12 protein-coding genes are annotated in these 12,402 nt (G+C 64.0%); 4 read left to right on the forward strand and 8 right to left on the reverse strand.

Features of this window, described 5'->3' with window-relative positions; all coding sequences use genetic code 11:
* Positions 1–44 precede the first annotated feature (44 nt).
* The 3 genes from ACZ5WT_RS00835 to ACZ5WT_RS00845 are packed head-to-tail and all read left to right on the forward strand — an operon-like array spanning position 45 to position 3,519.
* A complete protein-coding gene (locus tag ACZ5WT_RS00835; protein WP_464285492.1) occupies positions 45–998 on the forward strand; it encodes a Gfo/Idh/MocA family protein in 954 nt (317 codons plus the stop codon).
* Positions 995–1,993, forward strand: a complete 999-nt coding sequence (locus ACZ5WT_RS00840; protein ID WP_464285493.1) for a Gfo/Idh/MocA family protein — start codon at positions 995–997, stop codon at positions 1,991–1,993. Before ACZ5WT_RS00835 ends, ACZ5WT_RS00840 begins: the two co-directional genes overlap by 4 nt.
* Positions 1,990–3,519 (forward strand): putative N-acetylmannosamine-6-phosphate 2-epimerase, encoded by a 1,530-nt coding sequence (locus ACZ5WT_RS00845; protein WP_464285494.1) that lies wholly within the window; start codon positions 1,990–1,992, stop codon positions 3,517–3,519. Before ACZ5WT_RS00840 ends, ACZ5WT_RS00845 begins: the two co-directional genes overlap by 4 nt.
* Positions 3,520–3,574: 55 nt before the next feature.
* On the opposite strand, the gene ACZ5WT_RS00850 is transcribed toward ACZ5WT_RS00845, so the two are convergent.
* A complete protein-coding gene (locus ACZ5WT_RS00850) occupies positions 3,575–4,051 on the reverse strand; it encodes an ureidoglycolate lyase (RefSeq protein WP_464285495.1) in 477 nt (158 codons plus the stop codon).
* A 13-nt stretch (positions 4,052–4,064) separates the two neighbouring features.
* Positions 4,065–5,312 carry an aminotransferase class III-fold pyridoxal phosphate-dependent enzyme gene (locus ACZ5WT_RS00855; protein ID WP_464285496.1) on the reverse strand — a complete coding sequence of 416 codons (1,248 nt, stop codon included), beginning with the start codon at positions 5,310–5,312 and terminating at the stop codon, positions 4,065–4,067.
* 232 nt (positions 5,313–5,544) lie between these two features.
* Here ACZ5WT_RS00855 and ACZ5WT_RS00860 point away from each other — a divergent pair, with 232 nt between their 5' ends.
* A complete protein-coding gene (locus ACZ5WT_RS00860) occupies positions 5,545–6,591 on the forward strand; it encodes an amidohydrolase family protein (RefSeq protein ID WP_464285497.1) in 1,047 nt (348 codons plus the stop codon).
* Here ACZ5WT_RS00860 and ACZ5WT_RS00865 read toward each other — a convergent pair.
* From ACZ5WT_RS00865 to ACZ5WT_RS00890, 6 genes are all read right to left on the reverse strand, one after another.
* Positions 6,578–7,495, reverse strand: coding sequence for a dihydrodipicolinate synthase family protein (locus tag ACZ5WT_RS00865; RefSeq protein WP_464285498.1), 918 nt, complete (start codon positions 7,493–7,495; stop codon positions 6,578–6,580). The two genes, ACZ5WT_RS00860 and ACZ5WT_RS00865, sit on opposite strands and share 14 nt — an antisense overlap.
* 8 nt (positions 7,496–7,503) lie before the next feature.
* A complete protein-coding gene (locus ACZ5WT_RS00870) occupies positions 7,504–8,397 on the reverse strand; it encodes a hypothetical protein (RefSeq protein WP_464285499.1) in 894 nt (297 codons plus the stop codon).
* Positions 8,398–8,460: 63 nt separating this feature from the next.
* The gene (locus ACZ5WT_RS00875; protein WP_464285500.1) at positions 8,461–9,390 is read right to left on the reverse strand and encodes a dihydrodipicolinate synthase family protein; all 930 of its coding nucleotides are present in this window, start codon (positions 9,388–9,390) and stop codon (positions 8,461–8,463) included.
* 23 nt (positions 9,391–9,413) lie between these two features.
* Entirely contained in the window at positions 9,414–10,454 is a 1,041-nt protein-coding gene (locus tag ACZ5WT_RS00880; protein ID WP_464285501.1) for an ABC transporter ATP-binding protein, read from the reverse strand.
* Positions 10,441–11,457 (reverse strand): ABC transporter ATP-binding protein, encoded by a 1,017-nt coding sequence (locus ACZ5WT_RS00885; protein ID WP_464285502.1) that lies wholly within the window; start codon positions 11,455–11,457, stop codon positions 10,441–10,443. The genes ACZ5WT_RS00880 and ACZ5WT_RS00885 overlap by 14 nt, the downstream gene beginning before the upstream one ends.
* A gap of 4 nt (positions 11,458–11,461) precedes the next feature.
* Positions 11,462–12,397, reverse strand: a complete 936-nt coding sequence (locus ACZ5WT_RS00890; protein ID WP_464285503.1) for an ABC transporter permease — start codon at positions 12,395–12,397, stop codon at positions 11,462–11,464.
* Positions 12,398–12,402: the final 5 nt, after the last annotated feature.

The raw sequence follows: 12,402 nt of genomic DNA on the forward strand, positions 1-12,402 counted from the left end.
GGTGGCGCTACGCGCCGCCCCTCTCCAATGACGGAGCGGACTTCATGAACATTGCCCTTCTCGGCGTCAGCCATTGGCATGCTGCCATGCACGCCGATGCAGCGCGAAACGCCGGCGCGAAAATTTCCCACATCTGGGACTGGGACACCGGTATCGCGCATCGCTTTTCCGATGCTCATGAGCAGGCGCCCGTGGCCGAGCTCGACGCCATTCTTGCCGCGCGTCCAGACCTGATCGTCGCGATGGGGCACCCCAATGAGGTCCCTGCCCTTGCCGCACGCGTCATTGAATCCGGCATTCCGATGATACTGGAGAAGCCCGCGGCCCCCGACACCGCCAGCATCGCGGCCCTTGCCGAGCAGGCACGGGCGCGTGGCACTTTCGTCGCCGTGCCGTTGGCCAACCGCTTTGGTCCCGCGATGGAAAGCCCCCAGGGGCAGCCCATCGCCCATGCGCATTTCCGCCTCGTCAACGGCCCGCCGCAGCGCTATCGCGACGACGGCGTCGGCTGGGTTCTGGATCCCGCCATTGGCGGCGGCGGCGCCCTGCGCAATCTCGGCATTCACGGCATCGACTGCGCCCTAAGCCTGGCACATGGGAAACTGCGGATCGTCTCCGCCGTAGTCACCAAGCGCCTCCACGCGGAGGAAGCCGTTGAAGACCACTGCCACGTCGTGCTGACCGACGAGGCCGGCGCGCTCTTCACCGTTGAAGCCGGCTATACAGTGCCTGATATGGCGCCGGGCGGCGACTTCGAGTGGCGTACCGTCACCGCCTCGCACTATTGCATCGACCACGGCAGCAGCGTCATCGGCTTTTCGCCGGGCGCCAATGGCCCGCGCGCGCTGACGCCCCTGCTCCCCGCCCTGCGCTATCGCGCCTTCATGGCCGATACGCTGGCGCGGCTGCGCGAAAATCGGGCGCCACTGGTCAGCCTCGACGACTATCTCGCCGCCATGCGGCTCATCGACGACATATACACGGCAGCAAAATCATGATCGGAATTGGAATTATTGGCGCGGGGCATTTCGGTGCCGTCCACGCACGGGCCCTGCGCGGGGTCAGCGGGGCACGGCTCGTAGCAGCCTGCCGCAATGACGCGACGGCCATTGCCGCCTTCACCGCCGAGCATGGCGGCACGCCCTACACCGCCTGGCAGGACCTGCTCGACGACGCGGCCGTGGATGCCGTGGTGATCGCCACGCCCCATGACCTGCACCGCGATATCGCTGTCGCTGCCCTCGGCGCTGGCAAGCATGTGCTGCTTGAAAAGCCCATGGCCGTTTCGCTGGCCGATTGCGACGCCATCGCCGCTGCGGCGAGCACTTCGTCGGGCCGCTTCATGATCGGCCATGTGCCGCGCTTCTTTCTGCCCATGCTGGCCACCACGGAATTCCTGGCTTCCGGCGCCATCGGCCGCCCCATCATGGGCACCAGCGCCTTCATCAAGCTCTGGATGGAGGGCAATCGCCAAGCCTGGCACCTCGACCGCGCGACCGGCGGTGGCATGCTGATGACTGCCGGCATCCACGCGCTGGACCGGCTCGTCTACCTGATGGGCGGCGACGTGACCGGCGTCAGCGCCATGATGTCGGCCGCCTTCCACCACCAGGACGCCGATGACACCGCGTTCATCAACCTGCGCTTTGCCGATGGCCGCTTCGGCCACGTCACCAGCCTCGGCTACGCCAACGGCGCCGTGACCTCGGCCCTGCAGGTGGTCTGCGAAAACGGCACTCTATCGGTCGATCTCGACGGCCTCCTGCGCGTTGGGCAAAATGGCGTCTGGCGCGACCTGCCCTGCCCCAGCGAAGCTGACCCGATGGATGGCGCCGTGCGCCGCGAATGGCAGGCCTTTATCGGCGCCATCGAAAACGGCGGCCCCGTGCCCGTCGATGCCGCCTATGGCCGGCAGCTGGTCGCCATCATTGCCGCCGCCCAGCAATCGAGCCTGGAGCGCCGAGAAATCACCCTGGAGCCAATTTCCCCATGAGCACCTCCCTGCTTGAAGGCCTCGATGGCGGTCTGATCGTTTCCTGCCAGCCGGTCGACGATGGCCCGCTCGACACCATCCCCTCGATCGTCGCCTTTGCCCTTGCCGCACGGGATGGCGGCGCACGCGCCCTGCGCATCGAAGGCGCCGAGAACGTCGCTGCCGTCGCCAAGGCCTGCGACCTGCCCATCGTCGGCATCGTCAAGCGCGACCTCGATGGCTTCCCGGTCCGTATCACGCCCTTCCTTGAAGACGTCGAAGCGCTGGCCGATGCCGGGGCCCACATCATCGCCGTCGACGCGACCGACCGCCCCCACCCCGTTCCTGTCGAAACCCTGCTCGCGGCCATCAAGGCCCGCGGTCGCATCGCGATGGCCGACCTTTCCACCATCGCCGAAGCGCGCGCTGCCAAAGCCATGGGCTTTGATATCCTGGGCACCACCATGTCGGGCTATACCGGTGGCCCCATCCCCGAAGGTCCCGACCTCGACTTCGTCACCGCCTGCCGCGAACTGGGCGCCACTGTGGTCGCCGAAGGTCGCTACAATTCCCCACCCGCCGCCGCCGCCGCCATGCGCGCTGGCGCCAACGCGGTCTGTGTCGGCTCGGCCATCACCCGCACCGAACATGTGACCGGCTGGTTCCGCGATGCCGTCGACAATGCTCGCGCCAGCATGAACGAGACTGTCCTCGCCCTCGATATCGGTGGAACCAAAGCCCTTGCCGCCCTCGTGCGTGGTTCGACCATTCTCGAAAGCCGCGTCGTGGCGACCCCCAAGGACGTCGCGAGCCCGGCCTGGTTTGATGTCATCGCTGGGCTCGTAGACGGCTGGGAAGGCAGATTCACCCGCGCCGGTGCCGCCGTAACAGGCGTCATGCGCGCCGGTCACTGGTCCGCGCTCAATCCCCGCACCCTGCCGATCCCCGAAAACACCCCCCTCGAGCAGTCGCTGAGCGAGCGCCTCGGTTGCCCCGTCATTGCCCGAAACGACGCGCAGGCCGCAGCCTGGGGCGAATATCGCTTCGGTGCCGGCAAGGGCCGCGACACCGCTTTTGTTACGGTCTCGTCGGGCATTGGCGGCGGGCTGGTACTGGGTGGGCGGCTGATCGAAGGCGCACGCGGCCTGGCCGGTAGCCTTGGCCAGGTGCAGGGTCCCTCCGGCGGGGAGCGCCTGGAAAACCAGGCCTCCGGTTTCGCCATGTCCGCTGCCGCCGAAAAGTCTGGCCTTCCGGCCGATACGCGCGCGCTGTTTGCAGCGATTGAAGGTGGCGACGAGGCGGCCCTGCAGGTCGTCCGCGACGCGGCAAACCGTGTCGCCTACAGCCTCGTTGACCTGCAGCGGCTGGTCGACCCCGAGATCGTCATTCTGGGCGGCGGCATCGGCATGCTGCCCACCTTCCGCGCCGCGCTCGATGCAGCGCTGGATGGTGTCGCCCCCCATCTCCGGCCCCAGCTCGCACCCGCCCAGCTCGGCGCCGACGCCGGCATCATCGGCATCGCCGATCTGGTCTCTCAGGCGGCCTGACCGAAACCGACCTGCGGCCGCGCACGATCCGTGTGCGGCCGCAGGAGTTGAGCCTTTAGAGCGTGATCGTCAGCGGCGCATCCAGCTGATGCAGCACGCCATCGTCGCCGGCATCGGCCTTCCACATCAACATGCCGAATTCGGCTGGCTTATCGAGCACGGTGAGTCCGGCATGCCAGACGTTCCGGCCAATGCAGATGGCGTCCTCCGGCCCGGCCACGAAGGCCTTCGCGCCGGACAGATCTGGCGAATCGTCGCTCGCCGTCGGCGCAACCAGCACCAGCCACCGTCCCGACTTGATCGGCAAAAAGCTCTGGGTGGAGTGCGCGTGCCGCTCCAGCGCAGTGATGCTGATCGCGCCTTCGCTGACCGGGTTCGGGCAGAGAATGGTGAAGGCGTGATGCCCCGGGACGTCACCAATCTCGAGCACTGGTTCGACCACCGTCGCCTTGCGGTCTGGTGCGGACAGGATCGTCACGTAGGGCACAATCGCCTCGGCCGTGAGCTTTTGGGCTTTCAAAGTTTGGGTCATTGGGGTTGTCCGGTCAGTTCAGTCGCTTGAAGCCGCTGTGGCAGACGGGCCCCTTGAGCAGGCCCATCACGTCGCGGCCATTTTCGCATTCTGCGATCAGGCCGAAAATCGGATCCAGCGCTTCAAAATAGCCATCAACAATGTCGGGCGTGTGCTGGGTGCAAACATAGACGCTGTTGCCCGCCAGATAGCCCTTGGCCAGCATTTCCTGGCTGATGAGGGTCTTGTAGGCGAGGCCGTTGGGCCCCGCGAAGCTGAAGCCGGTCAGCGCCGCCAGACCGGCAGTGCTGATGGTCAGGCCGTGCTTGGCCGCCAGTGTTTTCCAACGCTCGGTGATGGTGCGGCCGGTGGCGGTGATCACTTCCCAGGACTTCTCGCGCTCCATCTCTTTCAGCGTGGCCAGAGCCGCGACCGATCCGATGCGCTCGGTCCAGAAGGTGCTGCTGATGAAGGTGTTCTGCGCCGCCTGCATGACCTCGCGGCGGCCGATGACGGCGGTTACCGCATAGCCATTGCCGAGGGCCTTGCCGAACACCGCCATGTCGGGATCCACCCCATATAGCTTTTGCAGCCCGCCAAAGCTCTGGCGGAAGCCGGAGGTGCATTCGTCAAAGATCAGGACGATGCCATTGGCGCTCGCCAGTTCACGCACCTTTTGCAGGAAGGCGACGGACGGATCGAAATTGCGCGACACTTCCATCATGATGACGCCGATCTTGCCGGTGGCGATCAGCGCCTCCAGGCCCGCGACATCGTTGACGGAGAAGGGATAGACGCTCCCGCGCAACGAACGCGGCACGCCCTGGGGACTGAGGCCCGGCAGCAGGTGACCGGCAAGGCTATCATCCTCGCCAAGATTGCTGGCCAGATACCAGTCATGCCAGCCGTGATAACCGCAGATGGCGACGCCGTCGCGGCCGGATGCGGCGCGGGCAATGCGCACGGCAATCGCGTCAGCTTCGCCGCCGCTGCGGGCAAAACGAGCCATGTCGGCCCATGGGTGCAGCTCGACCAGACGCTCGGCGAGTTCAACCTCTTCCGGGGCGTTGAGCGACGACATATTCCCGGCGGCAACGGCCTGCAGCACGGCGGCATCGACCGCCTCGTTGCCGTAGCCGAGTGTATTGGCGCCGACACCCATGATGGTCATGTCGATCAGCTCGACCCCATCGAGATCCCAGACGCGACAGCCCTTGGACTTGCTGAAATAGGCCGGCCACTGTTCGGGCAGGAACATTTCCGGGCGCTTGGACAACAGCATATTGCCCCCCGGAATAAGTGTCTGCGCCTTGCGCCAGTGATCTTGCCCGCTACCCAATTACTTCCTCCCAGAATGCCTTTGGTTGACAGATTATATGGTTATTAGCGTAATATGATAGCCGTCAATCTGAGGAGGAAGGCGAATGAGGAGCAGACGATCGATTGGGGCCAAAACGTGCCGCCTGTGGCCGAGCCTAACCACCCATCCCCAACACTAGACCGGATCCTCGCTCGTGACCCATTACGCCCCGACCGACCTCGACCGCCGCATCTGGACCGAAGAGCTGGACAGCTTCGTGCCACAGCGGGTATTCGACGTGCACACCCACATCTACCGCTGGGATTTCAACATCGATCCCGACAAGGCAAGCGGCCCCTATCGGGCCAGCATCGGGCGCTATTTCCCGGAAGTCAGCTGGGAGGTTGCCGAAGACTTCGATGCGACCCTGATGCCCGGGCGACAGGTCGAGCGCCTGGCCTTCCCTTTCCCGTTTCCCCATCCCTGCGACTTCGACGCCTCCAACGCCTATATCGCCGAGCAGACGAGCAAGTCTGCTGCATCGGCCGGGCTGATGCTGGTCCATCCCGGGATGAGCGATGCCGAGATCGAGGCTACGGTCCGCAGCCACGGTTTGATCGGGCTCAAGCCCTACCTGCTCTACGCGACCAACGGCGACCGCGCCGATGCCGGGATCACCGATTTCCTACCGGAGCGGCAGATCGCGCTGGCCGATCGCCTGGGCCTGCTGGTGATGATGCACCTCTCCAAGCGGCTGGCGGTCAGCGACCCGGACAATATCGCCGAGCTTCGCCGGCTGAGCGAAAAGTACCCCAATGTGAAATGGGTTTTGGCCCACTGCGCACGCAGCTATTCGGCCTGGGCCATCGAGAAGGCCGCAGCGAGCCTGCGGGGCCTCCCCAATATCTGGTACGACACATCGACCGTCTGCGAAGCCGATGCGCTGGACGCGCTTTACACCGGCGTCGGCGTCGACCGCGTGATGTATGGCGGTGACGACATGATCGGGCCGACGCGCGGCAAGTATATCGCCTTCGGCTATGCCTGGGCCTTCCTCTCGCCGGAGAACCACAATCTGAGCCTCGGTCATTGCGACGGACGGATGACCTATATCCGCTATGAGCAATTGCGGGCGATGAAGCGCGGGGCGCGGCAGCTCGGACTGACCACGGCGCAGCGCGATGCCCTGTTCCACGATACGGCGCGGAACCTGGTCGATCAGGTCCGCGCCGACGTGAAGGCTGCGCTCAATCCAGCATGATTTCTGGGATCAGGCTTTTGGCAATGGGCCGGAGCTGCACTGCAGCTTCGGGATCAATCGACTTGTAGGGACGGCGCAGGCGCGTCCCGACCGGCGCCCACCCACCGATGGCCGCGAGGAGCTTATCCAGGGCGGCATTGGAATAGCCCTGCTCGGCGAAGGGCAGGATATGGCCAAGGATGAACTGGCGCAGGCGGGTTTCGATCTCGAGCGCCGCATCGAGGTCGGTATCCATCAAATCGGTCCAGCGCTGCGCCCCGCTGGGCGACAGGCACGCGACATTGGAGAATGCGCCCGCCGCCACCCCCTCTTTGCGGCCGGTGGCCAGGTGATGGCCGGGCACGAATAGCGCGAGATCGCCGAGATGGCTTCGGGCCGCGGCGTACCAATCCGCACCGCCAATGGCGAGCTTGACGCCAACCACCTGCGGCAGACCGGTCAGCGTTTCGGCGAGGTCGCTGGGCGAAAGCACGCGCTTGGCGTGGGGAGGATTATAGAGCACCAGCGGAATACCCGGCGCGGCGGCGCAGGCATCTTCGAGGAAGGTGCGCGCCTCCGAATTGGAAACCGGCCACCAATCGGGAAGAATGACCTGGATGGCACGCGGCTTAAGCGCTGCGGCGCGACGGACACGCTCAAGCGACAGACGCGCATCGGGTTGGCAGGCGCCGATGATGAAGGGCATGCCCGCGGCCGAGCAGCGTTCGGCCAGCAGCTGCTGGATGCGGTCGAACTCCGCTTCAGTCTGGCTGTGGAACTCGCCGGCGGTGCCGTTGGAATAGATGCCATCGACGCCAGCGGCGATCACGATGTCGATCTCCTCGCCGAGGCGGGCGAAATCGATGCTGTCATCGTCATTGATGGGCAGGAGCAGCGAGGCCCAATTGCCTCTGAGGTCAGTCATGCGCTTGGTCATGGGGCGGCGAACCATCGGATGGCGTGGCGGGAACGGCTGCGCTCGAATTTGAGCGTATAGGGATTGCAGAGCCAGCGTTCGATCTCGCCATCCGTGCGTGCAACGAGCCAGCCGAAGTCCCAGCTCTGACTGGTGTAACGCAGCGGCATGCCGGGCCGGACGCGGACCACCGGATGGGTGCCGGTGAGGAACAGCTTTTGCTCGGTGTAATAGTAACAGGAGCCCGCATGGACGAAGACTTCATGCGCAAGCGGAGCCTCGGGAGCGAGGTCCGCGCACAGGCCGCTGATGGCGAGCTTGATCGGGCAACCCTGCCTGAACGCATCGGTCAGGTCACCGAGTGCACCAGAGGCGGCACGCCCCTCACCGTCATGCGCGTAAACTTCCTGCCACCGGTCGTTGATAAGGAAGGCATAGCTGTCGAAGTCGTAGATGAAATTGCTGCTGGGCGCATTGGTGCCGGCGTCCCAACTATCGGCCTGATGGTAGCGCGGCATGGCGCTATGGTCATCGAGCGGCGATGGCCCGAGGGCACCATGCGCCGGTCCACCGTCGAGAAACGGCCGAGCGATCGCCTGCTGGGCGTCCTGATTATAGATGAAGAAGGACATGGAGGGCCGCGGTCCAAACCCCGTTGGAATCTCAACGGGCATGCGCAGTGTCATGATGCCAGCGGACCATTGGTCGTCCATCAGCAGCGTTTGGCGAAATTCGGCGACCTCGTCGACCAGTTCGGCGCTCGCCGAGCTGGTGTCGATATGTTCGTTGTGCCGGAAGGCCGTGCGTATGCGCAGATCGCCACCCCGGCGGATGGCATCGGCCAGCGCCGCAGTGCTGCCGCTGCGCACCGAGCGGTCGCCATTGAGCGTCAACGGCGTGATGATTGGCATGCCCAGTCCCCTTCCCCGGCATAAAAAAACCGCCGCCGATGACCGGCGGCGGCTGCTTGAGGCTTAGAGCGCGTCGAGGAAGGCGACGCCGGTCAGGTTGCGGTCGCGCTTGAGGCCGCGGAAATCTTCCTTGAGCTTGGCCTCGGACTCCGCGTCGTAGAAGTTCCCGAACGGCTTGCGGCAATAGCCGGCATCGGCACCCTGCCAGGCCATGGCGCGCTTGATGGCCGCGATGGGGTTGCGGCTGAGCGAGAAGAAGATCACCGCATTAGCGACTTCCTGCAGCTCCTTGGCACGGGGCATGTCGCCGGCCTTGATCGCCGCATCGATGCCGATGAAGGTTTCCGGGATGACGTTGTAGAACGAGCCGATGATGCCATCTGCGCCGAAGGACAGGCCCGACATCGCCATTTCGTCAGCGCCCGAATAGATGACGAAATCCTTGCCGATTTCGGCCTTGATGCGCATGATTTCGAAGTGGGTCGGCGCGGTGTACTTGATGCCTTCGACGCCCTTGATCTCCGACAGACGCTTGATCATGTCGAAGCCGAACAGGCCCGCCAGCGGCACGTTGTAGGCGATCATCGGCAAGTTGGTGGCATTGGTGATGTCGGTATAGTAGCCGACCACCTGGTCCTGCGAGAACCCCCAGTAGAACGGCGGCACCGAGGACAGCGCATCGGCACCGGACTTTTCGGCATGCTTGGCCAGATCGATGGAGAGGCGCGTGCTGATGGCACCGACATGGGCGATGACCGGAATGCGCCCCTTGACCTGCTCGATCACCACTTCGAGGGCGCGCTTGCGCTCTTCGAGCGTCATCATGAACGCCTCGCCAGTGCTGCCCGTGACATAGAGCCCGTGTACGCCGCGACCGATGAGGAACTCAACGATCGAGCGCATCCGCGCCTCGTCGAGGTTCTCGTTCTCGTCGAACGGGGTCACCAGCGCCGGAATCACACCGGTAATTTCAGAAAGCTTGAAGGCACACATATTGGCTCCAGGGAAGAAAGGGGTCAGGCCGAGGCGGCCAGAGTTGCGGGCGCGACCTCGGGCAATTCGATGCGATGGCAGGAAGCGAAATGCTCGTGGCCATTGGTTTCGTAGCGTTTGAGCGGCGGCACGACCGTGCGGCACATGTCGATCGCCTTGGGGCAGCGCGGATGGAACGGGCAGCCGGACGGCGGGTTGACCGGGCTGGGCACGTCGCCCTCAAGCACAATGCGATTGGTCTGCTTGTCGAGGTCGGCCACCGGAATGGCCGAGAGCAGCGCCTCGGTATAGGGGTGCAGGTTGCCCTCGAAGAGGTCTTCGGAACGGCACAGTTCTACCACCCGGCCCAGATACATCACCGCGACCCGGTCGCAGATATATTCGGTGACGCTGAGGTCATGGGTGATGAAGACATAGGTGAGGTTCTTCTCACGCTTGAGCTTCATCAGGAGCTGCAGCACCTGCGCCTGGATCGACACGTCGAGGGCGCTGACCGCCTCGTCGCAGACGATCAGTTCGGGCTCGATGCTGAGCGCCCGGGCGATGCCGATGCGCTGGCGCTGGCCGCCCGAAAACTCATGCGGATAGCGATCCATGTATTCACGGCGCATGTTCACCGCTTCGAGCAGATCGCCGATGATCTTGCGGCGTTCCTCGCGCGTTTTGACGCCGTATTTCTTCAGCGGATCCTCGAGCGAACCAAAGATGGTGAAGGCCGGATTGAGCGAAGAATGCGGGTCCTGAAACACGATCTGCAGGCGCTTGCGGTAGGGCTCAAGGCCCTGGTCGTTGAGCTTGGCCAGGTCGGTCACGGCATTCTCGGCGGAGCGGTAGACGATCTCGCCATCGGTCGGCTTGACCAGTTGCAGGATGGTCTTGCCCAGCGTGGTCTTGCCACAGCCGCTCTCACCGACAAGGCCCAGCACTTCGCCGCGATAAATGTCGATATCGACGCCATCGACCGCTTTGACGTGGCCGACCGTGCGCTTGAACACGCCCTGCTTGACCGGAAAGTGGGCTTTGACGCCGCGCAGGCGCAGGATGACGTCCTTATTCTGCTGCATTGCCGGAAAGCTCCTTGTAGCGCCAGCACATGACCCGATGGGTCGGCGTGATGTGGGTTTCGCCGGGCATCGCCTCGCATTGGGCGGTGGCAAAGTCGCAACGGGCGGCAAACTGGCAGCCCTTGGGGCGATCATAGGGATCGGGCGTCGCGCCGCGGATGGCCTGGATGTCCTGGTTCTTGCCCTTGCCGAGCACGGGAACCGACGCCAGCAGCGCCTTGGTGTAGGGATGGGTCGGATTGCGCAGCACTTCATCGACCGTGCCCGCCTCAACGATATTGCCCATATACATGACGGCAACATCGTCAGCGAGTTCGGCCACCACGCCCATGTCATGGGTGATCAGCATGATGCCGGTGCCGTGCTCGCGCTTGAGCTTGTCCATCAGCTCGAAGATCTGTGCCTGGATGGTCACGTCGAGGGCCGTCGTCGGCTCGTCGGCGATCAGCACCTTGGGATTGCACGACATCGCCATGGCGATCATGGCGCGCTGGCGCATGCCGCCGGAATAGCGATGGGGGAAATCGTTGACGCGCTTTTCGGGCATGGAAATGCCCATCTCGCGCAGCAGGTCGATGGCCTTTTCGTGCGCCGCCCCGCGATCGAGGTCGGTATGGTACTTGAGGCTTTCCTTGATCTGGAAACCGATAGAATAAACCGGATTGAGGGCCGTCATCGGGTCCTGGAAGATCATGGCGATTTCCGAGCCGCGGATGCGCCGCATGTCGCGTCCATTGCGCTCCAGCGCGTGCAGGGGAATGTCCCCTTCCTCGCTGTGATAGATGATCTCACCTTCCTCGATCCGCGACAGGCGGGGCAGCAATTGCATGATGGTGGCAGCCGTCACGCTCTTGCCGCAGCCGCTTTCGCCCACGATGCAGAGGGTCTTGCCCTTCTTGATGTCGAAGGAAACGCCGTTGATCGCCTTGTTGCACCGGTTGTTGGTGTAAAAGAAGGTCTTGAGATCCCTGACGCTGATGGCGACGTCTTGAGTGTCGGTCATGCCATTATCCTTGCTGTGTCGGGTCGGTCGCATCGCGCAACCCGTCGCCGATGAAATTGACGCTCAGCACGAACAGCGAAATCACCATCCCCACCGGCAGCCAGATCCACCAATTGTTTCGCAGCACGCGCAGGTCCTGCGCGACGTTGAGAATGTTGCCCCAGGTCGGCAGCGACAGCGGCACGCCCAGGCCCAGGAACGAGAGCCCCGCTTCCTGCAGGATGAAGGCGGCCGTGCTGAGCGTGATGTTGACCATGATCGGCCCCAGCGCGTTGGGCAGCATGTGCTTGTAGGCAATCAGTGGCCGGCTCAGCCCGAAGCTACGCAGCGCCAGCACATATTCCTCTTCGCGCAGGCTCAGCATTCGGGCGCGCGACATACGATAGATGCCGCCCCAACCGGTCAACGTGAAGATGATCATCAGGTTGAGCAGCGACTGGCCCAGGATCGACACCAGCAGCAGCACAAGGATGATCTGCGGAAAGGCCATGAAGATTTCGGAGATGCGCATAGCCAGCGCATCAAGCCAGCCGCCAACATAGCCGCTATAGACGCCGATCAGCACGCCCAGCGCCGCCGACAGCACGGCGCTGCCCAGACCCACCAGGATAGAGATGCGCCCACCATAGAGGACGCGCGCAAAAAGATCGCGCCCGGTGCGGTCGGTGCCGAACCAGTGCTCCCAGGAGGGAGGCTGTAGTATAGCGCGCAGGTTGATCTTCTGCGGATCGTACGGGGTCAGCAGCGGCGCGAGGACCGAGGCCAGCACAATGATCGAAAAGACCACCAGCCCGATGACGGCGAGCTTGTTGTTCTTGAACTTGTTGAAAAAGCGGGAGCCACCACGGGAGCGGCCCAGGCCGGCCTCTTCCATTGCGCGGATCTTGTCGAACTGGTCGTCGAGGCGGGTACGCTTCGCGGTTTTTGTAATCAGGGTCATGTGGA

It is taken from the genome of Devosia sp. T2-14 (assembly GCF_055397495.1).